Source organism: Porphyrobacter sp. ULC335 (assembly GCF_025917005.1).
Classification (GTDB): Bacteria; Pseudomonadota; Alphaproteobacteria; order Sphingomonadales; family Sphingomonadaceae; genus Erythrobacter.
The window spans coordinates 464,799-487,356 of record NZ_CP078091.1; the positions used below are offsets into that span (position 1 = coordinate 464,799).

The 22,558-nt window shown below is 65.0% G+C and carries 20 protein-coding genes and 1 pseudogene; 8 read left to right on the plus strand and 13 right to left on the minus strand.

Features of this window, described 5'->3' with window-relative positions:
• Positions 1–3: 3 nt before the first annotated feature.
• Both rpoN and ctrA read left to right on the plus strand, forming a co-directional pair.
• Positions 4–1,506 (plus strand): RNA polymerase factor sigma-54, encoded by a 1,503-nt coding sequence (rpoN, locus tag KVF90_RS02185; RefSeq protein WP_264393217.1) that lies wholly within the window; start codon positions 4–6, stop codon positions 1,504–1,506.
• A 204-nt stretch (positions 1,507–1,710) separates the two neighbouring features.
• Positions 1,711–2,406 carry a response regulator transcription factor CtrA gene (gene ctrA, locus KVF90_RS02190; RefSeq protein WP_054119309.1) on the plus strand — a complete coding sequence of 232 codons (696 nt, stop codon included), beginning with the start codon at positions 1,711–1,713 and terminating at the stop codon, positions 2,404–2,406.
• 165 nt (positions 2,407–2,571) lie between these two features.
• Here the strand turns inward: ctrA and KVF90_RS02195 are convergent, their stop codons facing one another.
• Positions 2,572–3,399, minus strand: coding sequence for a helix-turn-helix domain-containing protein (locus KVF90_RS02195; RefSeq protein WP_264393218.1), 828 nt, complete (start codon positions 3,397–3,399; stop codon positions 2,572–2,574).
• Positions 3,400–3,524: 125 nt separating this feature from the next.
• On the opposite strand from KVF90_RS02195, the gene trmB reads away from it, so the two are divergent.
• Positions 3,525–4,265, plus strand: coding sequence for a tRNA (guanine(46)-N(7))-methyltransferase TrmB (trmB, locus tag KVF90_RS02200; RefSeq protein ID WP_264393219.1), 741 nt, complete (start codon positions 3,525–3,527; stop codon positions 4,263–4,265).
• Here the strand turns inward: trmB and KVF90_RS02205 are convergent.
• Both KVF90_RS02205 and KVF90_RS02210 read right to left on the minus strand, forming a co-directional pair.
• A complete protein-coding gene (locus tag KVF90_RS02205) occupies positions 4,238–5,002 on the minus strand; it encodes a DUF3108 domain-containing protein (RefSeq protein ID WP_264393220.1) in 765 nt (254 codons plus the stop codon). The two genes, trmB and KVF90_RS02205, sit on opposite strands and share 28 nt — an antisense overlap.
• Positions 5,003–5,125: 123 nt before the next feature.
• Positions 5,126–5,512 carry a hypothetical protein gene (locus KVF90_RS02210; RefSeq protein ID WP_264393222.1) on the minus strand — a complete coding sequence of 129 codons (387 nt, stop codon included), beginning with the start codon at positions 5,510–5,512 and terminating at the stop codon, positions 5,126–5,128.
• 141 nt (positions 5,513–5,653) lie between these two features.
• Between KVF90_RS02210 and KVF90_RS02215 the strand changes: the two genes are divergently transcribed.
• Complete coding sequence (locus KVF90_RS02215; RefSeq protein WP_264393223.1) at positions 5,654–6,154, plus strand: ferritin-like domain-containing protein; 501 nt, start codon at positions 5,654–5,656, stop codon at positions 6,152–6,154.
• A gap of 132 nt (positions 6,155–6,286) precedes the next feature.
• Here the strand turns inward: KVF90_RS02215 and KVF90_RS02220 are convergent, their stop codons facing one another.
• A complete protein-coding gene (locus KVF90_RS02220) occupies positions 6,287–8,548 on the minus strand; it encodes an NADP-dependent malic enzyme (protein ID WP_264393224.1) in 2,262 nt (753 codons plus the stop codon).
• Positions 8,549–8,694: 146 nt separating this feature from the next.
• On the opposite strand from KVF90_RS02220, the gene mutS reads away from it, so the two are divergent.
• Both mutS and KVF90_RS02230 read left to right on the plus strand, forming a co-directional pair.
• Complete coding sequence (gene mutS, locus KVF90_RS02225) at positions 8,695–11,367, plus strand: DNA mismatch repair protein MutS (protein WP_264393225.1); 2,673 nt, start codon at positions 8,695–8,697, stop codon at positions 11,365–11,367.
• A 41-nt stretch (positions 11,368–11,408) separates the two neighbouring features.
• On the plus strand, positions 11,409–11,831 hold the full coding sequence (locus KVF90_RS02230; RefSeq protein ID WP_264393226.1) for a hypothetical protein: 423 nt from the start codon (positions 11,409–11,411) through the stop codon (positions 11,829–11,831).
• A gap of 44 nt (positions 11,832–11,875) precedes the next feature.
• Here the strand turns inward: KVF90_RS02230 and KVF90_RS02235 are convergent, their stop codons facing one another.
• The 5 genes from KVF90_RS02235 to gluQRS all read right to left on the minus strand — a co-directional run bounded on the left by KVF90_RS02235 (position 11,876) and on the right by gluQRS (position 14,997).
• Entirely contained in the window at positions 11,876–12,289 is a 414-nt protein-coding gene (locus KVF90_RS02235) for a hypothetical protein (RefSeq protein WP_264393227.1), read from the minus strand.
• Between the two features lie 85 nt (positions 12,290–12,374).
• Entirely contained in the window at positions 12,375–13,244 is an 870-nt protein-coding gene (locus KVF90_RS02240; protein WP_264393228.1) for a 3-hydroxyacyl-CoA dehydrogenase NAD-binding domain-containing protein, read from the minus strand.
• A gap of 79 nt (positions 13,245–13,323) precedes the next feature.
• The gene (locus KVF90_RS02245) at positions 13,324–13,899 is read right to left on the minus strand and encodes a cob(I)yrinic acid a,c-diamide adenosyltransferase (RefSeq protein WP_264393229.1); all 576 of its coding nucleotides are present in this window, start codon (positions 13,897–13,899) and stop codon (positions 13,324–13,326) included.
• A gap of 12 nt (positions 13,900–13,911) precedes the next feature.
• Positions 13,912–14,142, minus strand: coding sequence for an HIG1 domain-containing protein (locus KVF90_RS02250; protein WP_264393230.1), 231 nt, complete (start codon positions 14,140–14,142; stop codon positions 13,912–13,914).
• A 24-nt stretch (positions 14,143–14,166) separates the two neighbouring features.
• A complete protein-coding gene (gene gluQRS, locus KVF90_RS02255) occupies positions 14,167–14,997 on the minus strand; it encodes a tRNA glutamyl-Q(34) synthetase GluQRS (protein WP_264393231.1) in 831 nt (276 codons plus the stop codon).
• Positions 14,998–15,140: 143 nt separating this feature from the next.
• Here gluQRS and KVF90_RS02260 point away from each other — a divergent pair.
• Positions 15,141–15,749: pseudogene (locus tag KVF90_RS02260) on the plus strand (HNH endonuclease).
• Between the two features lie 34 nt (positions 15,750–15,783).
• Here the strand turns inward: KVF90_RS02260 and KVF90_RS02265 are convergent.
• The 4 genes from KVF90_RS02265 to KVF90_RS02275 form a co-directional block, all read right to left on the minus strand.
• The gene (locus KVF90_RS02265) at positions 15,784–17,079 is read right to left on the minus strand and encodes an MFS transporter (protein ID WP_264393232.1); all 1,296 of its coding nucleotides are present in this window, start codon (positions 17,077–17,079) and stop codon (positions 15,784–15,786) included.
• A 115-nt stretch (positions 17,080–17,194) separates the two neighbouring features.
• The gene (locus KVF90_RS17370) at positions 17,195–17,374 is read right to left on the minus strand and encodes a hypothetical protein (RefSeq protein WP_319641046.1); all 180 of its coding nucleotides are present in this window, start codon (positions 17,372–17,374) and stop codon (positions 17,195–17,197) included.
• 4 nt (positions 17,375–17,378) lie between these two features.
• Positions 17,379–18,182: an alpha/beta hydrolase gene (locus KVF90_RS02270; protein WP_319641047.1), complete on the minus strand. Its 804-nt coding sequence runs from the start codon at positions 18,180–18,182 to the stop codon at positions 17,379–17,381.
• A 76-nt stretch (positions 18,183–18,258) separates the two neighbouring features.
• Positions 18,259–21,033: a TonB-dependent receptor gene (locus KVF90_RS02275; RefSeq protein ID WP_264393233.1), complete on the minus strand. Its 2,775-nt coding sequence runs from the start codon at positions 21,031–21,033 to the stop codon at positions 18,259–18,261.
• 178 nt (positions 21,034–21,211) lie between these two features.
• Between KVF90_RS02275 and KVF90_RS02280 the strand changes: the two genes are divergently transcribed.
• Positions 21,212–22,552, plus strand: coding sequence for a polysaccharide lyase family 1 protein (locus KVF90_RS02280; RefSeq protein WP_264393234.1), 1,341 nt, complete (start codon positions 21,212–21,214; stop codon positions 22,550–22,552).
• Positions 22,553–22,558 lie beyond the last annotated feature (6 nt).

A 22,558-nucleotide genomic window follows, 5' to 3' on the forward strand; every position in this document is an offset into this window, starting at 1 on the left:
ACGATGGCGTTAGGTCCCCGCCTTGACCTGAGGCAATCGCAATCGCTGGTGATGACGCCGCAATTGCAGCAGGCGATCAAGCTGCTGGCGGCCTCCAACCTCGAGATCGAAACCTTCATCGCGGAGGCGCTGGATGCCAATCCGCTGCTCGACACCGGCGGCCCGGCAGACAGCGGCGCAGAGCCCGAGCGGATCGAGCTCGCCCCCCCGCCGGGTGAGGATGCCCCTGCCGATCAACTGATGCTGGCGGGCGGCGGTGAAGGTGATGCCCCGCTCGACCTCGCCTCTGTCGACCGCGACTGGGACACCGGCGATGGCGATGCGCGGGGAGCCCGCGATGCCGAATGGGGCGCGGCGGCGTCGGCAGGCGGCGGCGACTTTGACGACATGCCCGACTGGGAGCAGCTGCGCGCCGCCGAGGTGACGCTGGCTGAGCACCTTGAAGGGCAGATCGGCGCGCTGACGAATGACCCCCGCACCGCTTTCATCGCCCGCCATATCGTCGGCCTGCTCGACGATGCAGGCTATCTCGGCACGCCGCTCGACGAAGTCGCTGACGATCTGGGTGTCGAATTGTTCGAGGCCGAAGCCGCGCTGACACTGGTGCAATCGCTTGATCCCTCAGGCGTGGGCGCGCGCAATCTTGCCGAATGCATCGCCATCCAGGCGCGCGAAGCGGACCGCTATGACCCCTGCATGGCGGCGCTGATCTCCAATCTCGACCTTGTGGCGCGGGGCGAAGTTGATCGCCTCAAGCGCCTGTGCCGCGTCGATGACGAGGATTTCGCCGACATGCTGCGCGAATTGCGCAGTTACAATCCGCGCCCCGGCCTGGCCTTCGTCCCTTCCGACAGCAGCACCGTGGTGCCGGACATCCTCGTCACCGCCAACGCTGCCGGGGGCTGGGACATCGCGATCAACGAGGAGACGCTGCCAAAGCTGATCGTCAACCGCGGCTATTTCCTCGAATTGAACGCCGGGGCGGCGAACAAGGAATCGCAGGGCTGGCTCAAGGAGAAGCTGGCAGACGCGCACTGGCTGATTCGCGCATTGGACCAGCGCCAGAAGACGATCCTGAAGACCGCGGCCGAGATCGTGAAGCAGCAGGACGGGTTCTTCCGCCGCGGCGTTTCCGAACTGCGCCCGCTCACGCTTCGCGAGGTCGCCGAAAAGATCGAGATGCACGAAAGCACGGTCAGCCGCGTCACCAGCAACAAATACCTCGCCTGCGCGCGCGGGACGTTCGAGCTGAAATACTTCTTCACCAGCGGGGTTGCCTCCGCCGATGGTGAAGGCGCGTCGAGCGCGGCGATCAAGGCGCGGATCAAGGCGCTGATCGATGCCGAAACCGCGAAAAACATCCTTTCCGACCAGCAGCTTGCCGAAATGCTCCAGAAAGAGGGTTTCGACCTTGCCCGGCGCACGGTGGCCAAATACCGCGAGGCGATCGGGCTGGGATCGAGCGCGGAGCGGCGGCGGGCCAAGAAGCTGGCAGGCGCATCTTAGTACTTTCGTGGAGGCGACGGCTCCTCCGTAAAGGTCTATCCCAGCGACAGAATTCCCCCACACGGGGGTGTGACTCGAAAGACTCACTCCAAAAAGTTAACGACCTAAACTTCTTATTAACCTTTTTTGGTGAGAAGTGGCGTGGTTAACAGACGGCAACCTCTCCTAAGCAGGGGTTACCACGGGGACATACAGGGGACGAAAATGCGCGTTCTGCTCATCGAAGACGAACCGACCACTGCCAAGGCAATCGAGCTGATGCTCACCACCGAAGGCTTCAATGTCTATTCGACCGACCTCGGCGAGGAAGGCCTCGATCTGGGCAAGCTGTATGATTACGACATCATCCTGCTCGATTTGAACCTGCCTGACATGCATGGCTATGACGTGCTCAAGAAGCTGCGTGTCGCCAAGGTGCAGACCCCGGTGCTGATCCTTTCGGGCATCAGCGAAATGGATTCGAAGATCCGCAGCTTTGGCTTCGGCGCTGACGATTACGTCACCAAGCCGTTCCACCGCGAAGAACTGGTCGCCCGCATCTATGCCGTGGTGCGCCGTTCGAAGGGTCACTCGCAGTCGGTCATCCGCACCGGCAAACTCGCCGTGAACCTCGACGCCAAAACGGTCGAAGTCGACGGCAGCCGCGTGCACCTGACCGGCAAGGAATATGCGATGCTGGAGCTGCTCTCGCTTCGCAAGGGCACCACGCTGACCAAGGAAATGTTCCTCAACCACCTCTATGGCGGGATGGACGAGCCCGAACTCAAGATCATCGACGTGTTCATCTGCAAGCTGCGCAAGAAGCTGTCGCTGGCTTGCGGCGGTGAAAATTACATCGAGACCGTCTGGGGCCGCGGCTATGTCCTGCGCGACGACGAGACGGTGGTCGAAGCGGCGTAATTGATTGGGCGCCCGCCTCCGCGGGTGCCTCCTCGGCGCTGTTTCAAGCCCTGCGGGCTTAAGCGCCTGCGGCTCGGCCCCGTGGCCTCGCGGCCCTTGCGGGCCGGATCAGATCACTACTGACATTGTAGACGCCCGGAGCCTTGGCTCCGGGCGCTCTGCGTTTCAGCCGATGCGGGTGAAGGTTGTGGTCTTGGGTTCGGGCATTTCACCGTTCGCCCAGATGATCGTCTCGGTCATCGACTTGCCGTCCTTGGCGACGGTATAGACCCGCGTCGAAACCGGCGCGCCATTCTTGCTCAACGTCATCACCAGCGTGTCCGCAGCCGGGTGGCGCAGCGATACCGTGTCGATGAACGCCATGGTGCCGCTGACGGGAACCGGCACGCCGTCCACCTTTGCAGTCGAATCGGCGTGGCGCACCGTGCCGTCCGCGTCCGTGATCTCGACCCGGGTGGTCCATTGTTCACCGCCCACTTGGGCGAATGCGATCTTCACGCCTTGCGGACGCTCGTCAGCCGGGATGCGGGCGACATCAAGCGCCCAGCGCCCGACCAGCGGCGAAGTGGCAGCCGACATAGCAGCATGGCTCTGAGTGGTTGCAGGCTGATGCTGCGTGACAGTGTTGGCGGTAACGGCGAGGCCGAGCGCGGCGGCGGGTAGCAGGATAAGCATGGCAATCTGTCCTTTCGTCCATTCGAACCCCGGGTTGCGGGGCCGTGCCGGACTGTCGGCAGAACCATCGCGGCGCGACAGATCAATATTTTCGTCCCAGATTTTCTGGGCGTCCAGCAGACGCGCCAATTCGCGGCTGCTGGACGCACCGGTCTTGCGACGAGCAACGCGCAGCCGTTCATTGATGGCGGTTTCGGACCGGCCGAGACTTGCCGCGATCGATTTGGTCGTGTGCCCGCTGGCAAGCAGGCGCAGGATTTCCAGCTCGGTGTTGCTGAGGGTCGCGGGCGAACCGGTGAGGGGCTTCGGGATCGACATGGGCTCAGATCATCACGGGGCCGTCCAAACGTCCAGCACGATTTTTTTGGAAGTGCGGCGGGTGGTGCGTATCGCAGGCGGCCCGCGCTTGATTTGCGGCGGAGCACCTGCCAAGCGCCCCGCCCATGACAGCGTTCAAGGAAGGCGATCCGACCACCATTGCCCGGCTGTACGGGCGCAGCGTCGGCAAGAAGTTGCGCACCAAGCAGCAGGGGTTGGTCGACAACCTTCTGCCGAAAATCAGCGTGCCTGCCGAAGGGCCGGTGACGAGCGCCGTGCTGTTTGGTGACGCCCCCGGTCATGGGCGCCCGCTGCATTTCGAGATCGGCTTCGGCGGGGGTGAGCATCTCGCCTACCGCGCCGATCTGTTGCCCGATCACGGCTTCATCGGTGCAGAACCCTTCGTCAACGGCGTCGCGCAGGCGCTCACCCATATCGAGGAGCAGCGGCTCGCCAATGTGCGGCTGCATCATGGCGACGCACTGGAGGTGCTGGCGCGCATTCCCGATGGCGCGCTGACGATGCTCTACCTGCTGCACCCCGATCCCTGGCCCAAGGCCCGCCATGCCAAGCGTCGGATGATGAATGACGGGCCGGTGCGGCTGATGGCGCAGAAGATGAAGCCCGGGGGCGAGTTCCGCTTCGGCACCGACCACGCGGTGTACCTGCGCCACGCGCTGATGGTGATGCAGCGCCACACCGACCTGTTCGAGTGGGTGGTGGAGAAGCCCGCCGACTGGCAGGTGCGCCCCTCAGGCTGGCCCGAGACGCGCTACGAGCACAAGGCGCGGACCGTGTACGGGCACGAGGTCTGGTACTTCCGGTTCCGGCGCAAAGCTTACTGGCAGGCCCCATCAATCTGTTGAGCACCGCGATCCGATCGGTACCCGAGTTCCTTCCGCGGGTCCTTGGCGATCTGGTATCGAAGCAGCGCTTCTGGCCGATCACCTGCCTCAACGATCCATGCAGACATGGGGCCATCGGGCGTATCGACGTCTTCACTGCCGATCACGCGAACCGTGAACGTGCCGAAGCCTTTGTCGTATTGCCAGAATGGAATTGCGTAACTTCCGCCTTCGGCAAGCGGAAGTGCAGCAAAGGTCGCGCCCCAAAGATTGCCGTCCCACACAGGGGCCGACAGCGGCTCATCCAGCGTTGTGACGCCATCGGCTGTTTCCTTCGTCCCCTGAATCCGGTTGTTGGCGTAGGTCACCCTGACGCGGTGCCAGCCACGTTCACTGCGTTCGCGCCCGCGCGCACTTTCCATACGGACGGGCAGCATCGAATCGCGAGCAAGAACGAAGTGATCGCGCATATCGAACGCACCCCCACCTGCGCTCTGATGAACCACGATGTCCCATACCGGCACCCCACCTTCATCCGAAGCCGTTATGGTCTGACGCGTCGTCCCGATGCGCGTGTTTCCTGCGGAGATGGAATAACACGCATCCCCCTCCTGAAGGCGCGCTCCCTGCATGTCGGTGTATTCAACTGTGGTTCCGGCGATGGCTGCGAGAAAAGTCAGAAGCATGAGAACCGCCTTCTGGTTTGGAGCGAATATTCGGTCAGAAAATTGTCCGAGCGCGCCAGGCGCGGGATTCATCTTGAGTATCAAAATGCATCTCGAGCGGGCCACTGGGAACAAAAGCAAGGAACTGGTTCATTTAAGCTCCGAAACTTAGGGGCACCGGGGCACAACGCGGTCCTTTGAAGGACGGCTGACCGGCTATCGCCTCACCCGCCACCACGGCATCAGCGCGAACACCACCTGCCCTGCCAGCCCCAGCAGCGCGTGTGGCTGTCGCGGTCCTGCGAGCCATTGCGCCGGGCTCTGTCCCGTCAGGACCGAAGCGAGCGCGCACTCCGCCGCCATCAGGATGGCGAAGGCAAGCGCGCCTGCGGCAAGCGCCTCGCCGCGGCTCGCAATCGCAAATCGGCGCACCAGCCATCCCGCGGCGAACCAGCTTGCGGTCAGGATCACCGGCAACTCGAGCATAGTCGCGGGTAGCAGACCAATCGCCGGGGCAACCCACAGCACCCGCAGCGTGCCGAGCACAAACCCCAGCGCAAAAACAATCGCCCAGTAGGCCGCCCCTGCCATTGCCACCCGCATCGCCTGCCCTCCCTTCGCTTTGCCGCAACGCCCCTGCGCCTCGTCCTGTCACGGCAGAATACCACACCCATGACAGGACATCTGCGCTGGATGCGGCCCAAGACCTGATGGGGGCTTATGCTATCACCGGAGACGAACACCATGACCATCAGCACGCTGAAGGATCTCTATATCGACCAGCTTCAGGACCTCTACAGCGCCAACCGTCAGGCCCTGAAGGCGACCCGCGAGCTGAAGGACGCGGCGAGCTCTGCCCAGTTGCGCACCGCGCTTGAGGCCGGGGCAGATGGCATCGAACAGGGCATGGACCATCTCAAGACCCTGATCGAAAACCATAATGCCAACCCGCGCGGCGAGCATTGCCGCGGCATGGAAGGCCTTGTCGCCGAAGCCCGCGCGCATGGTGTGGAAGCGGATTTCTCGGACGAGGATGTGCGCGATGCATCGATCATCGCGCAGTACCAGCGGATGACGCATTACGGCATCTCGGGCTACGGGACGGTGGCCGCCTTTGCGCGCCGGCTTGGGCTGGAGAATGACGCCAGCGTGCTCGCGCAGTGCCTCGAGGACACCCGCGGCGGCGACAAGAAGATGACCGCTATCGCTTCGGGCGAGGTCAACCCGGCGGCTGCCGAAGCCTGACCGGACAGGCGGCCTGCGTCATTGTTTCACGTGAAACAGTGACGCAGGCGCCATGCTGAAGGGGGTCTGGAAGGGGTCTAAGGGGGGTCTAACGGGGGTCTATACCCGCCTGCACCTCCGCAAGACGCCGTCTCAGCCGACCACGCCCGCGCCTGCGAGCACTGCCAGTGTCAACACATCGGGCACGCTCGCGGTCATCGGCACGATCTGCACCGGCTTGGCCATTCCGATCATCATCGGCCCGATCGTGGCATTGCTGCCCAATTCGCGCAGCAGCTTGGCCGAAAGGTTGGCCGATTGCAGCCCCGGCATGATCAGCACATTGGCCGGACCGGACAGGCGGCTGAACGGATAGAGCGCCATGACCTTGGGGTTGAGCGCGGCATCGGGCGCCATTTCGCCTTCGTACTCGAAGCCCGGATCCTCGCGGTCGAGGATCGCCACCGCTTCGCGGATGGCGCCGAGCCACTGGCCCGAGGGGTTGCCGAAGGTCGAGTAGCTGAGGAACGCCACCCGCGGTTCATGCCCCATGCGCCGGGCGACCGCCGCCGTTTCCTTGGCAATATGCGCCAGTTCCGCCGCGTTGGGCCGTTCGTTGATCGTGGTGTCGGCAAGGAACGTCGTGTGGTTCTTGCCGATCATCATGTGAATGCCGAACGGCAGCGCGCCGACCTTGGGGTCGAGCACCAGGTTCACCTCGCGCACGGTCTGGGCGAAGGTGCGGGTCATCCCGGTGATGATCCCGTCGCCATGCCCCAGCGCCACCAGCAGCGAAGCGAAGACATTGCGGTCCTGATTGACCATGCGCCGCACATCGCGCTCGGTATATCCGCGCCGCTGGAGCCGCTTGTAGAGATAATCGACCATCTCCGGCACGTGCTCGCTATCGGCCGAGTTCTGGATTTCGAAGCTGCCCGGATCGCCGACCGAAAGCTGGTGCAGCTTGTCGAGCACCGCCTTGGTGCGGCCCACCAGAATGGGCGTGCCATAGCCGAAATCGCGGAACTGGATCGCGGCACGCAGCACCACTTCTTCCTCGGCTTCGGCAAACACCATCCGCTTCGGGTTCGCCTTGGCAATCTCGTAGACGCCCGAAAGCACCGATGTGGTGGGGTTCAGGCGCGAACGCAGCGCGACGCGGTAGGCGTCGAAATCCTCGATCCGCGCGCGGGCGACGCCCGAATCCATCGCCGCCTTGGCCACGGCGGAGGACACCACCTCGATCAGGCGCGGGTCGAAGGGCGCGGGGATGATGTAATCGGTGCCGAACTTGTGGTTCTTGCCATAGGCCGACGCGACTTCCTCGGGCACCTGACGGCGCGCCAGTTCCGCGATGGCGTGGGCGGCGGCGACTTTCATTTCTTCGTTGATGGTGGTCGCCTGCACATCCAGCGCGCCACGGAAGATGAAGGGAAAGCCGAGGACATTGTTGACCTGATTGGGGAAATCGCTGCGCCCGGTGGCGATGATCGCATCGGGGCGCATCGCCTTGGCTTCGTCCGGCATGATTTCCGGCACGGGGTTGGCCATGGCGAAGATGATCGGCTTGTCTGCCATCTTCTTCACCCAGTCGGGCTTCAATGCGCCCGCTGCGGACAGGCCGAGGAAGATGTCCGCGCCCACCAATGCCTCTTCAAGGCTGGTGGCGGAGGTCTCGACCGCGTGGGCGCTCTTCCACTGGTCCATGCCGTCGCGGCCGGGCGTGATCGGGCCGGTCCGGTCGCACATGATCACGTTTTCATGGCGCACGCCCATCGCCTTGATCAGCGCGGTGCAGGCAATCGCCGCCGCGCCTGCGCCGTTCACCACCACCTTCACATCACGGAAATCGCGGCCCGTGATGTAGCAGGCATTGAGCAGACCGGCGGCGGTAATGATCGCGGTGCCGTGCTGGTCATCATGCATCACCGGGATCTTCATCCGCTCGCGCAGGGCGGCTTCGATGATGAAGCATTCGGGGGCCTTGATATCCTCAAGATTGATGCCGCCGAAGGTCGGCTCCATCAGTGCGACCGCGTTGATGAAGGCTTCGGGGTCTTCGGTGTCGAGCTCGATGTCGATCGAATCCACGTCGGCAAAGCGCTTGAACAGCACCGCCTTGCCTTCCATCACCGGCTTGGACGCCAGCGCGCCGAGATTGCCCAGACCGAGGATCGCGGTGCCGTTGGAGATCACCGCCACAAGGTTCGCCTTGGCGGTGTAGCGCGCGGCGAGCGAGGGATCGGCGGCGATGGCTTCCACCGGCACGGCCACGCCGGGCGAATAGGCGAGGGAAAGGTCGCGCTGCGAGGTCATCGGCTTGGTCGCGACAATCTCGAGCTTACCGGGGCGGATGGTCTCGTGATAGAACAGAGCCTCGCGCGCGGTGAACCCGCCCTTATTCTCTTCGGCCATGCTGCTGATCCCTATTGCAGTCCGTAACGTCATGCGCCGCTTAGCCTCACACAGGCCGATGCGATAGGCCGGAAATCGCAAGGGGTCGGGGGAAAGCTGCAAGTGTCAAGATTTCCGAATCGGGTCAGCCCGCGCTAGGCGAAGGAATGGCCGCCCTCGATGACCCCAAGCCGCTCGGCAAACCGACGCCGATGATGGCGCAATACCTCGCCCTGCGCGAGGAAGCGGGCGATGCGCTGCTGTTCTACCGGATGGGCGATTTCTTCGAGCTGTTCTTCGAGGACGCGCGCACGGCGGCGCAGATTCTCGACATCGCGCTGACCACGCGGGGCGAACATGGCGGCGCACCGATCCCGATGTGCGGGGTGCCGGTGCATTCGGCAGAGGGCTATCTGGCGCGGCTCATCAAGGCCGGCTGCCGGGTGGCGATTGCCGAACAGGTCGAAACGCCGGACGAAGCCAAGGCGCGGGCCAAGCGCGAAGGCACGCCGTCCTCCAAGGTGCTGGTGGGCCGCGCGATTGTGCGGCTGGTCACGGCGGGGACGCTGACAGAGGAAGCCCTGCTCGAACCGCGCCGCGCCAATGTGCTGGCGGCGCTGGCGGAATTGCGCGGGAGCATCGGGATTGCCGCTGTGGACGTCTCGACCGGTGCGATGGTGCTGGAAGAATGCGCGGCGGATCAGCTGGGCGCGGCGTTGGCGCGGCTTTCTCCGAGCGAAGTCGTGGTGCCGGAAGATTGGCAACATGGCCCCGATGAGGCCATCTACCGCCCGCGCAGCACCTTCGCGAGCGATGCCGGGGCCGAGCGGCTGAAGGCGGTGCACGGTGTGGCGACGCTCGATGCCTTTGGCGCTTTCACCCGCGCGATGCTGGCGGCGGCGGGCGGCTTGATCGCCTATCTCGACCATGTCGGGCGCGGGAAACTGCCGCTGTTGCTCCCTCCGGTGGCGCGTGAGGCGCAATCGGGCATGGCAATGGACGCGGCGACCCGGGCGAGCCTCGAAATCCTTGAAAGCACCAACGGGGGCTCCCGGGCGGGCAGCCTGATCGGCGCGGTGGATCGCTGCGTCACCGGCGCAGGGTCGCGGCTGCTGGCCGAGGATCTGTCCGCCCCGTTGCTCGATGCCGCGGCCATCGAGGCGCGCCTCGCGCTGGTGCAGTTCTGGCACGACCGCCCGATCGAGCGCGCGCAGTTGCGCGACACGCTGCGCGCCATTCCGGACCTCGGCCGCGCGCTGGGACGCGTGGTGGCGGGACGGGGCAGCCCGCGCGATCTCGGCCAACTGCGCGACGGATTGTCGGAAGCGATGCGCCTGCATCACTGGCTCAGCGGCGCGCCGGATCGGCCCGCGCTGCTCGATCAGGTGCTGTCGCGCCTGACCGGACACGGGGCGCTGACCGACTGGCTGGCCCGCGCGCTAGTGCCGACGCCCCCGACAGAGCGCTCCAGCGGCGGGTTCATCGCTGACGGCTATGATGCGGCGCTGGACGAATTGCGGGCAACGTCGGGCGATGCGCGCCGGGCGATTGCGGCAATGGAAGCCCGCTACCGCGACGAGACCGGCGTCGCCACGCTCAAGATCCGCCACAACGGGGTGCTGGGATATTTCATCGAGGTTGGCGCGCGCCATGCCGATGCGCTGATGGCGCCGGACAGCGGCTTCACCCATCGCCAGACGATGGCTGGCGCAGTGCGGTTCAACTCGCTGAAACTGCACGAGGAAGCTGCGCGCATCGCCCAGGCGGGCGGCCATGCGCTGGCGGCGGAAGAGGCGCATTTTGAGGAATTGGTGTTCGCAGTCGCCGCCGCGCGCGAGGCCATCGCCGCCACTGCCGCCGCACTCGCCCGGATCGACGTTGCCGCGGGCAATGCCGAGCGGGCGAGCGAAGCGGATTGGTGCCGCCCCGAGATTTCCGAAGGGTCAGGCCTCGCCATCACCGCCGGGCGGCATCCGGTGGTCGAAGCGGCGCTCGCCAAGGCAGGCGAACGGTTCGTGGCGAATGATTGCGTCCTTGGCGCGGCGGACCGCCTGTGGCTGATCGGCGGGCCGAACATGGGCGGCAAGTCGACCTTCCTGCGCCAGAATGCGTTGATCGTTTTGCTGGCGCAGGCGGGCTGCTTCGTGCCTGCAAGCGCGGCCCGGATCGGCCTCGTCGACTGCCTGTTCAGCCGGGTCGGTGCGGCGGACAATCTGGCGCGCGGGCGCTCCACCTTCATGGTCGAGATGGTCGAAACAGCGGCGATCCTCGCGCAGGCCACGCCGCGCAGCTTCGTGATCCTCGACGAGGTCGGGCGCGGCACGTCGACCTACGACGGGCTGGCGCTCGCCTGGGCGGTGGCCGAGGCGGTGCATTCGCAGATCACCTGCCGCTGCCTGTTCGCCACCCATTATCATGAACTCGCCCGTCTGGCGGAGACCTGCGAGGCGCTCTCGCTCCACCACGTTCGCGCGCGTGAATGGCAGAGCGATCTGGTGCTGCTGCACGAGCTGGCCGATGGCCCCGCGGACCGGTCCTATGGCCTCGCCGTCGCGCGGCTTGCCGGTGTGCCTGCGCCGGTGGTGGCGCGGGCCAAGGCGGTGCTCGAAAAGCTCGAAGCGACGCGCGAGGCGACCGGCGGGATTGCGGCGGGGTTGGGCGACCTGCCATTGTTCGCCAACCTGCATGCCGCCGAGTCCGCGCCCGCATCGCCCGAACAGCAATTGGCCGACGCCCTGCGCACCGCCGATCTCGACGCGCTGACCCCGCGTGAGGCGCTCGACCTGCTTTACGAATGGAAACGCGGACTGCCCAAGGGCGGCGGCCCTTCGGGGCACTGACGGCAACCAAGGATTAACCGCATTCCGGTTATGGCCCTGTCATGTACAAAGCCGTTTTCCAGAACAGCAAATATGCGCTCATCTTCGCGGTGCTCACACTGATCAGCGCAGTGTCGATGGTCGGCACTTCGGAAGACGGCGGCGTGGTCGGCAAGGTGACCAGCCTCGTCGAGGCCCGCCGTGACCAGATCGCCAGCAACGCGCAAGCCTATGCCGAATCGCAGAGTGAGGGCGACCAGCCTCCCGCAGCCGAGGCGAGCGCCGCGCCTTCGGTGTTCGGCGATTATGGCGGGGGCCCTGCGCAAGGCGCCGCCACGCCGGGCTCCGCCACACCAGCCAGAAATGTCGGCAACCCGATGACAGCGCGGCTTTCCCCGACCGCCACAGTGGTCGAGCGCGGCTCGAGCTTCCCCACCGGCGAGCCATTCATTTCCGAACGCGAGATGACGATCGAGCCCGAGTAAGCGGCCAAGCGAGGCGAAACGCAGTCCGCCTCGCTTGCAGGCAGCTATTCTTCCTCGTCGCCCAAAGCGTCATCGTCATCGGGCACGGGTATCTCGACGGGATCACCTTCGCCGGGTGCCTGCCATTCCTCGTCATGGTCGTCGGTGGTTTCCCCGCCGAAGGTCTCGGGCTCGTCATCATGGTTGGGCTCGCCGGCATAGGCCGACATGTCGATGCGACCCTCGCCTTCCATGCGCCGCATCTCTTCAATAAGATCGGCTTTGCTGTCAGGGGCGGGATCGTAGTCGTTTGATGGCGCCTTGGTGCTTTCGAGCGGGCTGGAGGTGCGGCTGTCCTCGTGGCGGGCATCCTCGGCCACGTCCTGTGCCTGTTCGCCGTGGCCATCCTGCTCGTCATTGTGCAGTTCGGTCGGCAGGCCTTCGGGACGGGCGGGCTCGTTCTTGTCTTGGTCGATCATCGCGCTTCTCCTTCACCGCACCTGACCGGGCGGAGAGGAGAATTGTTGCATCGCTTTCGGCAAGCCGCGCGGCGCGTGCGACGGATCAGCGAGTGGGGACCGGAACTTCGCCCGTATAGTCGTAGAAGCCGCGCCCGGTCTTGCGGCCCAGCCACCCGGCCTCGACATATTTCACCAGCAGCGGTGCGGGCCGGTACTTGCTGTCGCGGGTGGTGGTGTAGAGCACGTTGATGATGTCGAGGCAGGTGTCCAGGCCGACGAAATCGGCCAGTTGCAGCGGCCCCATCGGGTGGTTGAGGCCAAGGCGGCAGCCCTTGTCGATATCCTCGATCCCCGCCGTCGACTGGCCGAGCACGAAGACCGCCTCGTTGATCATCGGCAGCAGGATGCGGTTGACGACAAAGCCGGGTTCGTCCTGGCTCAGCACCACTTCTTTGCCCAGACCCTTGGCGAAGGCCGTGACCCGGTCGGTGGTGTCGGCTGCGGTGGCGAGGCCGGGGATCACCTCGATCAGGCCCATCACCGGCACCGGATTAAAGAAGTGCAGCCCGATGAAGCGCGCCGGATCGGGCGAGTGGTTGGCCATGCGCGTGATCGGGATCGACGAGGTGTTCGATGCCATGATCGCCGCGGAATTGAGCACCTTGCCCGCGCTCTCGAAGATCACGTTCTTGATCTCCTCGCGCTCGGTCGCGGCCTCGATGATCAGGTCGGCCTCGGCGAAGGGGGCGTAATCGGCAACGGGGGTGATGCGGGCGAGCAGCGCCTCGGCCTCGGCGGCTTCGATCTTGCCGCGACCCATCAGCTTTGCCAGCGCCTTTTCGACATTGGCCTTGCCCGCTTCCGCACGGGCGAGGTCGACGTCGGTCAGCATGACCTTCATGCCGTTGGCGGCAACGGTCTGGGCGATGCCGGTGCCCATCTGTCCGGCTCCGATAACAGCGATGTTGCGCATGGGTGGTGTCGTCCTTCGCAAGTGCAGCAAGAGCGCCGCCCTAGCGGGGAAGAATGCGGCTGGCTAGCAGCCTATTTGGCTAGCGGTTTGCGCCCGGGACCCACTTCACATCCGCGCGGCCATCATCATTCGCCACCCGGGCGAGCACGAACAGCAGGTCGGAAAGGCGGTTAATATAGGCGAGCGCCGCCGGATTGACCGGCACCTCGGCTGCCAGCATCACCATCGCCCGCTCGGCCGCACGGGTCGTGGCGCGGGCGACATGGACGCGCGCCGCCGCCTCGCTCCCGCCGGGGAGGACAAAGCTGGTCAGCGGCTCAAGCCGTTCGTTGAGCGCGTCGATCTGCCCCTCGATCCACTCGGGCTGCGCCGGGACGATGCGCAGCACCATTTCCGAAGGGGTGAAGTCATCATCCTGTGCCGGTGTCGCAAGATCGGCGCCCAGATCGAACAGGTCATTTTGCACCCGCGTCAGCAGCGCGCGCTCGGCATCGTCGGTCAGCGCGCAGATGGCGAGGCCGATGGCGGAGTTCGCTTCATCCACCAGCCCCATCGCGGCGATCCGCGCGGAATGCTTCGGGCAGCGCGAGCCATCGACGAGCCCCGTGGTCCCGTCATCCCCGGTGCGGGTGTAAATCTTGTTGAGCTTGACCATCAGGCGAAGGGCTTAGCGGGAAACCGCCAGAAGGATGGCCACCACCGCGATCGCCAGCCCCTGATACTTGATGCGGGCAAACATCGCCTTGTTCTGGGCGAGCTGCATATCGGTCGCGGTGGAGCCTTCGCCCGTTTCGAGGTCGATCTTGGTCGTACGCAGGAAGGCGATAATGCCGCGGATCAGCGAATAAGCGGTCAGCCCCATGAGGACGACAAGCACAAGGATGAGGAAAACGTTCATGGGCTTATAATGGTCGCTCGGGCGCTAGGTTCCAAGCACCAATTGTTGCAACCTGAGTTGTCCGGCGAGCATGCGCCCGTCCTCGCCCGCTTCGCGCCGTTCAGCCAGCGCGGGAGAGCCACGGCGCTTGGCAAGTTTCTCCCCGTCCTCGCCCATCAACAGCGGGTGGTGATGCCAGCGCGGCACGGGCAGGCCGAGCAGCGCTTGCAGCGTGCGATGCACATGGCTCGCCGCGAACAGATCGGCCCCGCGTGCCACCAGCGTCACGGCGTCCGCCGCATCGTCGAGCGTGACGGCGAGATGGTAGCTGGCGGGCAGATCCTTGCGCACCAGCACCACATCGCCGAGGCCCGACAGGTCGACCGTGACCGGCCCCGCCAGATCGTCCGCCCACACCAGCGGGCCGGTTTCAGCGAGCGCCTTGGCTGCATCGAGCCGCCAAGCTGCGGGGCGGGATGGATCAGGCGCGCGATGCTTGCAGGTGCCGGGATAGATTAGCCCCTCAAGCCCCGGCAGCGCTCCCGCCGCTTCGATCTCGGAACGGGTGCAGGTGCAGGGGTAGAGCAGCCCGCGTGCCTTCAGGTCTGCGGCGGCTTCGGCATAGCTGGCAAGGCGGGTCGATTGCGCGGGCACCTCGTCCCATTCCAGCCCCAGCCATTCCAGATCGCGGCGGAATTCGTCGGCCAGTTCGGGGCGCGATCTCGGCCCGTCAATATCCTCGATCCGCAGCAGGAACCGCCCGCCCCCGGCCTTCGCCAGATCATGCGCGATGATGGCGCTCAATGCATGGCCGAGATGCAGCCACCCGTTGGGGCTCGGCGCGAAACGGGTCACCAGAGGAGGCGCTGCGTTCATCGTGTCGGCCATGCCACAGGACACAATCTTGCGCTATCCACAGGCTCTCCACAGCGTGTCCCTGTGGATACCCACCCTGTAACGGGTTTGACTCTTTGTCCTGTCAGGTCAGGATGCAGATCAATCAGGGAGCAACGCTAGCCGTGTTCAATGCCGAACTGATCGAGAAGGTGGCCAAGTTCCGCGGGGTCGATGAAGACCCGACGCGCAATCTTTCGGCCTGCCCGGCGCTGGTGCTCAACGCCGATTACACCCCCTTGTCCTATTACCCGCTGAGCCTGTGGCCGTGGCAGACCGCGATCAAGGCGGTGTTCCTCGACCGGGTGGACATCGTCGCCAGCTATGACCGCGAGGTGCACTCGCCCAGCTTCGACATGAAAATCCCCAGCGTGATCGCGCTGCGGCAATATGTGAAGCAGAGCGAATTTCCCGCCTTCACCCGCTTCAACGTGTTCCTGCGCGACCGCTTCCAGTGCCAGTATTGCGGCAGCCACGAACATCTGACCTTCGACCACGTGACCCCGCGCCGGCTGGGCGGGCGCACCACGTAGGAGAACATCATCACCGCCTGCGCGCCCTGCAATATGAAGAAGGGCGGGCGCACGCCGAAACAGGCGGGCATGTCGCTGCACAAGGCCCCGATCCGCCCGACCAGCTGGCAGCTGCAACAGCACGGCAAGCTGTTCCCTCCGGGCTACCTGCACGAAACGTGGCGGGACTGGCTGTACTGGGATGTCGAGCTGGAGGCGTAACGCCGGGTTACGCTCCACGCTCAAGCCACGGCGTTCAGACTGCCTCCACCCGCGCCAGTCTGGGCGTGAGCAGGTGGATCACCACCACCGCGAGGAAATAGACCACGGTGCAGGCGGCGAATATCACGGTGTAATTGCCCGCAGTCACATCGAGGATCGCGCCGACCGATGCGGCCATGATCATCCCGCCCACGCCTCCGGCAAAGCCGCCCAGCCCGACCACCGATCCCACCGCGCGCCTCGGGAACATGTCCGGCGGCAGCGACAGCAGGTTGCACGAGAACGACTGGTGCCCCGCCAGGGCAAGGCCGATAAGCGCCACTGCCGCCCACATATTGTCGAGGCTGGTGACGAAAAGCAACGGCAGCACGCAGCAGCCTGACACCAGCATGGTCACCTTGCGCGCGAAATTGGCGCTTCGCCCGCCTTGCATCAGCCGCGATGACAGCCAGCCGCCGCCGATGCTTCCCACATCGGACAGCAGGTACATGATGATCATCGGCAGCAGGATGACCTTCAGATCGACGCCGAAGGTGCTGTCGAAATATTTGGGCAGCCAGAACAGCATCAGGAACCACACCGGATCGGTCAGGAATTTGGCGCTCGCATAGGCCCAGGTTGAACGATGGCGGGCAATCCGCCCCCAGCCGAGCTGCTCCACGGGTTCGGGGGGATCATGTTCGATCCAGGCGAGCTCGCCCGCGCTGACCCGTCCGCTCTCGCGCGGGTTGCTGTACAACCACCACCACAGTGCCAGAAGCGTGACGCCGAACAGCGAGGAGACGATGAACGTCTCGCGCCACCCCAGCCCGAACACGGTCATGAACAAGGCGATCGTCGGTGCGGCAAGGATGACGCCGAAGGTGGTGGCGCTGTTGACCCAGCCGATCGCGTAGGAGCGCTCGTTCTGCGGAAACCATTCGCTGCTGGCGCGCACGACCGCGGGGAAATGCCCGGCCTCGCCCGCGCCGAGCACCATGCGTGCCGCCATGAACCCGGCTATCGAACTGGCAAAGCCGTGCGCCGCATGCCCGAGGGTCCACACGGCGATGGCGATGGCATAGCCGACCTTCGGCCCGAACCGGTCGATCAGCCCGCCCATCACCAGAAAGCCGAGCGCATAGGCGGCCTGAAAGGCGAGCACGATGTTGCCGTAGTCGCTCTCGTCCCAGCCAAGCTCGCGGCCCAGATCAGGTGCCAGCAGCCCCAGCATCGTGCGGTCGATGTAATTGACCGTGGTCGCCAGAAACAGCAGCGCGATGATCGCCCAGCGATACCGTCCGGTCTTGACCGGAGCCCCGCTATCCTGAGTCATTGTAGCCTGATCCATCGCCTGATCTTTCTGTTGAATCACAATGCGGTAAAGCGAAAATCGCGGAATGCGGCCTGCGCGGGCCCTGTTGGTCGCAAAGGTGACGATATGTTCGCAATTGGTGACGCCGCTGTCATGCCTGCCCCTTCGATCGGGCCCAGGCAAGCCAAGCCTCCGGCCAGACGGCAACCGGTTTGCCCGCCGCGCGGCTGATGCCGAAGCCGTGCCCGCCTGCAGCGTAGAGGTGTGTGTCGACCGCAATACCGCGTGCCTTGATCGCATCGCGCATCGCCAGCGCGTTGCCGACCGGCACGGCGTCATCGTCCTCGGCATGGAGGATAAAGAAAGGGGGCGCATCCGCCGGGACCTGCTGGTCGGGCGAATGCGCCAGTTCGAGCATCGCAGGGGGGGGCGATGCCTAACAGCCTCTCGCGCGAGCCGGGGTGGGCAAGACCGGCGCGCATCGAAATCACGGGATAGATCAGCGCCGCCGCATCAGGACGGGCCGGAAGCGCATCGGCGGTATCAAGCGGCGCATAGGTCCCGTCGGCAAAGCGCGTGGCGAGCGAGGCAGCGACATGACCGCCAGCGGAAAAGCCCATCACGGATACCCGCTGCGGATCAATACGCCACGCGGCGTGACTGTGCCGGATCAGGCGCATCGCCCGCTGCGCATCGGCCAGAGCGACATCCGGCCCTGCTGCCCAGCCCTGATGCGGCAGGCGGTAGAACAGCACAAAGGCGGTGATCCCGCGCGCCGCCAGCCAGCGCGCCATCTCGAAGCCTTCCTTGTCGATCACCACATGGCGGTAGCCCCCGCCCGGCGCGATCAGCACAGCGGTGCCGTCTGGCCGGGCGGGTCGGAACACCGCCATGCGCGGCCGGGCAATGGCCTGCATGATCCGGTCCGGGCTCGCCGGATTGGTGGACCGTTCGACAATCTGTTCCTCGGGCAGCACGCTTGGTGCACCCGGTGCCGTCTCCGGCCAGAGCGCCACCCAATCGTCCGGCTCGATTTGGTTTGCCAAGGCCGCGGCAGATGCAGGCGTCGCCGCACGGGCGAGCGCCGGAGCAGCAGCACCAATCCCGATGCCCGCCAAGGCTGTGCGACGATCGATCAACGGCCCATCCCGGCAAGCACAAGGACAAGGCGGCGCTGGCGCGGCCGTGCCGGCCTGGCCCACGCCGCCCGATGGATCACAGCGTGAAACGCGCGCCGATCAGCACCGTCCGTCCGGTGCGGTGGAAGGTCACCGGACGATCCCCCACGCTGTCGACGAATTGCGGGCGAACCTCGTCCGTAAGGTTGATCCCTTCGATCGTGACGCGGATGTTGTCGGTAATCGCGTAACTCATCGCGGCGTCGACGTTGAAGGTCGCGCGCGTCCCTTCGATGTCGTTGCCGTTGCGTCCGGGTACGAGGGTGAGGAAGTCGCTGCGATAGGCCCCCGAAACGCGGGCGCTGAACTTCTTGTCCTCGTAATAGAGCGTCGTGTTGAACCCGGTCCGCGACAGGCCGGTCAGCTGCTCACGCAGCGGGGCGTTGGCGGTGCCATAGTTCACGTCGGAATCGAGCAGCGTCACATTGCCGAGGAAGCCGAAGTTCTTCAGCACACCGGGCAGGAAGGTGAAGGGCTGCTGGTACTGGATCTCGATCCCCTTGAGCTCGCCCCCCTCGCCATTGATGTTGCGCTGGACGATGAAGATGTCATCCGGCTCGGCGGGAGAACCGGCGAGTAAGCTGTCGGGCAGGCCCAGAGTATTGAAGGGGACCGAGGCCGTCTCGCGGGTCACGAAGGTCGCAATATCCTTGTAGAACACCGCAACAGACAGCAGCGATTCCGGTGCAAAATACCACTCCACCCCGATATCGAATGAATTGGCGCGGAAGGGATCAAGCTGCGGATTGCCGAAATTGAGGGTCTGCGAAAACGGATTGAGCGTGCCCCCGGGGGTCAGGCTCGCCAGCGTCGGGCGGGCCATCTGCCGCGCGACATTGGCGCGGATCAGCAATGCGTCGGTCGGCTCGAGCACGACCGAGACCGAGGGCAGCCAATCGGTATAGGTGTTGGCGACGGTGACGGTGTTGGTGCTGAGGATGCCGGTCGCGTCCACCTCGGTGCGGACATAGCGCAGACCGGCCACCGCGCGCAGACCCCATGAGCCGAGCGTCGTGTCGAGCGAGCCTTGCAGGAAGGCTGCGTAATCGTTTTCGACCACCTCGTTGACCGCGCCGTCCTGCCGCACCAGCGGGAAGTTGCCGGTATAGAGCCCGACCCGCGCGGCGATGGCATCAATATCGGGCACCACCCAGGTCCGGTCATTGCCTGCCGCACCCGGCGCGCCAGAGGTCATGTTGGCGCGGCCGGATTCGTTCGCAGTCAGGATGAAGGGCTGCACCACAGTGGTCGCGGTCAGCACCCGGTCGCGCCGGGATTCGGTCGATTCGAAGCCGAACCGCTTGTAGGAACCGCCCGCCTGGACGCTGAAGCTGTCGCTCAGCTCCCAATCGCCTTCGACAGCCAGCGTGCTGAATTCATTGAGCGTCGATTGCGGGCGATCGCGCACCTCGTTGACGAGGAAGTTCGCCGGGTTGGTGACATCGATATTGTAATCAATGACCGGCGTGTTCGGCCTGCCGGTGAAGTCGATGGAATAGCCATCGACATTGAGCGCATCGGCGATGATCGTCGTCTGGCGGGCAATGTTGAAATCGGATTCCGAAATGCCGCCCAGCACCCGCACCTTGAAGCGGTCGGAGAAGCGGTGATCGAGTTCAAGCGTCGCCTGCTTGAACTCGGTCTCCATATCGTCGAGCCGGTTTTCGATCCGCACATCAACATCATCGAAGGTGCCGCGCACAAGGTTACGGGTGGCGGGATCAATTTCGAGCGAGACGACATCGGTCTGGCGGATGCCGTCAGCGGTATTGCGGCTGAAGGAGATGACCTCGAGAAACTCCTCGCGCCGCGTGCCGGCGAAGCGCGAGTAGAGCAGATCGAGACTGACCGTGGTCCGCTCTGACGGGGCGAACTGGAATGCGCCGGTGATGCCAAGCCGGTCCTGATCGGATGTCAGCACGCCATAACGCGGGATGCGCGGGAAGAAGGCGGTGGCGGCTTGCGGGAAGGCCGCCTCGTTCTGGAAGGCGTTGCGCTGCGCGAAGCTCTGCGCGGCCCCGGTGGCGGGCACGGGGTTGCCCGCAAAACGCACGGTGCTGAACCCTTCCTCGACAATGTCACGCGGGGTCCAGGCGACCGAGAGGAGCGCGCCAAAGGTCTCCGAATTGTTGGCGTAGCTGGCGAGCGCGGCGATCCGCGGGTTCACCTTGCGCGAGGCATCATTGTAGAGCGCCTGCGCCGAACCGGCCAGCGTCAGGCCCGCGCCGTAATCGAGCGGGCGCGAGGTCGCGAGGTCGACCACCGCGCCCAGCGAACCTTCTTCGGTCGAGGGATTGGGCGACTTCGACACCTTGATGCTGCGGAACAGCTCGGAAGCGAAGGTGTTGAAATCGAAACCGCGCCCGCGGTTGGTGCCGCCCGATGAATCGGTCGAACCCGTGGTCGACAATGTCTCCATGCCGTTGATGCGCACGCGCGTGAAATCGGGGTTGAGGCCGCGCACGGTGATGGTGCGGCCTTCGCCATTGTCACGGTCGATCGAGACGCCGGGGATGCGCTGGATCGATTCCGCAAGGTTGAGATCGGGGAAATCGGCAATGTCCTCGGCAAGGATCACGTCCACGGCGTTGACCGCTTCACGCTTCTGGCCCAGCGCGGCGTTGAGGCTGCCGCGGAAACCGGCAACGACGATCTCGCCGGTGTCGTCTCCATCCTGATCGGGAGTGGTCACCGAGACCGGAGGCTGGCTTGCTGCGGGCGCGGTCTGCGCGGCCGCAACGGCAGGCATGAAAACGGCGCCGCCCAGCAGCAGGGCGGACTTCAAACGGAACATCCCGGAATTCTGTGACACGCAGCCTACTCCCTCTTTAACCCCGAGAGAGTGACACCGGTTTCCGCAGCGGTCGGCAAGCGACCGGCGTAACCCCACCTCTCCCTGATCCCCGATTTTGGTAACCGGTGTCATTATGGATTGCCATGCCCTGTGGATTCTGTCAAGCAGCCCCTGAGAACTTGGGAGAGTGACGGAAATGCGCGGATTTTTCGCCAATCTGGCGGCCTTGCTGCTGATCGCTGTGTTCTTGCCGCAACAGGCTTTCGCGCATCCCCAGGACCCGACGCAGGGCGGCGCGGGCGGCCGGATTATCCGGGTCACCACACTTGCGGCAGACGGGCCCGGGTCCTTGCGCGCCGCGATCAAGGCCAATGGCCCCCGCATCATCGTTTTCGAAGTGGCCGGCACAATCGATCTCGGTCGCACCAGCCTCGACATCAACAAGCCCTTCGTCACCATCGCCGGGCAAACCGCGCCCGCGCCGGGCATCACGATCATCAAGGGCGGGATCGACATCAAGACCCATGACGTGAAGCTGCAACACATCCGCGTGCTGACCGGCGCCGATGGCCAGCCCAAGCGCAGCGGGTGGGAGGCCGACGCGCTTTCCACAGTCCGTGCGGCGCGGGTCGTGGTCGAAAACTGCACGTTCCTGTGGGGGATTGACGAGAACATGTCCGCCTCCGGCCCGCGCTTCACCGGTGCCACGGTGGAGGAATGGCGCGCCGGCACCAGCCGCGACATCGTGTTCCGCCTGAACCTCGCGGCTGAGGGCCTGGCGGATTCCAGCCATCCCAAGGGCGAACATTCCAAGGGCTCACTGGTGCACGACAATGCCACCGGTATCGTCTTTGATCGCAACATCTGGGCCCATAATGTCGAACGCAACCCGCTGGTGAAGGGCGGCGCGCAGGTGCTGATGGTCAACAACCTGATCTACAACCCGCAGCGCCGCGCGGTGCATTACAACCTGATGGACCTCGAATGGGCGGGCCAGCCCCATGTCACGGGCGAGATCACTGCTGTCGGCAACGTGATGCGCGGGGGTAACGACACCGATCCGGGCCTGCCGTTCCTGATGCTTGGCGGAGTGGGCGATCTCGCATTTTACGGGCGCGACAATATCGCGGTCGACCGGCTCGATAACCCGCTCCCGCAATTCGGGCGCTACGGCAAGACGCAGGCGAAGCTGATCGAGGCCGAAGCACCGCTTGCCAGCCTTGACGGCTACCGCATCCTGCCTGCCGAGGACGTCGAGACGACGTTGCTCGCCACTGCCGGGGCGCGTCCGTGGGATCGCGGCAGCGAGGAACTGCGGGTGCTGTTCTTCATCGCGGAAGGCCGCGGCGAGGTGATCGATGACGAGAGTGAAGTCGGCGGTTATCCCGTGATCGAGGCGACCGCTGCGCCATTCGTCGAAGCCGACTGGGATCTGGCCACGATGATGCCGAAATCGGGCGCCTATCCCGGCCAGAAGCCCGGCGCGCAGGAGCATCTTTCACCCCGTGACCGCCAGATGCGGACCGGCAGCAAGTAACCGTTG

Coding starts and splice junctions, on each gene's coding strand:
- KVF90_RS02280 (WP_264393234.1), top strand. CDS start 21,212: ATGCGCGGATTTTTCGCCAATCTGGCGGCCTTGCTGCTGATCGCTGTG.
- KVF90_RS02235 (WP_264393227.1), bottom strand. CDS start 12,289: ATGATCGACCAAGACAAGAACGAGCCCGCCCGTCCCGAAGGCCTGCCG.
- KVF90_RS02240 (WP_264393228.1), bottom strand. CDS start 13,244: ATGCGCAACATCGCTGTTATCGGAGCCGGACAGATGGGCACCGGCATC.
- KVF90_RS02195 (WP_264393218.1), bottom strand. CDS start 3,399: ATGTCGATCCCGAAGCCCCTCACCGGTTCGCCCGCGACCCTCAGCAAC.
- rpoN (WP_264393217.1), top strand. CDS start 4: ATGGCGTTAGGTCCCCGCCTTGACCTGAGGCAATCGCAATCGCTGGTG.
- KVF90_RS02230 (WP_264393226.1), top strand. CDS start 11,409: ATGTACAAAGCCGTTTTCCAGAACAGCAAATATGCGCTCATCTTCGCG.
- ctrA (WP_054119309.1), top strand. CDS start 1,711: ATGCGCGTTCTGCTCATCGAAGACGAACCGACCACTGCCAAGGCAATC.
- KVF90_RS02220 (WP_264393224.1), bottom strand. CDS start 8,548: ATGGCCGAAGAGAATAAGGGCGGGTTCACCGCGCGCGAGGCTCTGTTC.
- KVF90_RS02245 (WP_264393229.1), bottom strand. CDS start 13,899: ATGGTCAAGCTCAACAAGATTTACACCCGCACCGGGGATGACGGGACC.
- gluQRS (WP_264393231.1), bottom strand. CDS start 14,997: ATGAACGCAGCGCCTCCTCTGGTGACCCGTTTCGCGCCGAGCCCCAAC.
- KVF90_RS02215 (WP_264393223.1), top strand. CDS start 5,654: ATGACCATCAGCACGCTGAAGGATCTCTATATCGACCAGCTTCAGGAC.
- KVF90_RS02250 (WP_264393230.1), bottom strand. CDS start 14,142: ATGAACGTTTTCCTCATCCTTGTGCTTGTCGTCCTCATGGGGCTGACC.
- KVF90_RS02210 (WP_264393222.1), bottom strand. CDS start 5,512: ATGCGGGTGGCAATGGCAGGGGCGGCCTACTGGGCGATTGTTTTTGCG.
- KVF90_RS02205 (WP_264393220.1), bottom strand. CDS start 5,002: ATGAATCCCGCGCCTGGCGCGCTCGGACAATTTTCTGACCGAATATTC.
- mutS (WP_264393225.1), top strand. CDS start 8,695: ATGGCCGCCCTCGATGACCCCAAGCCGCTCGGCAAACCGACGCCGATG.
- KVF90_RS02265 (WP_264393232.1), bottom strand. CDS start 17,079: ATGGATCAGGCTACAATGACTCAGGATAGCGGGGCTCCGGTCAAGACC.
- trmB (WP_264393219.1), top strand. CDS start 3,525: ATGACAGCGTTCAAGGAAGGCGATCCGACCACCATTGCCCGGCTGTAC.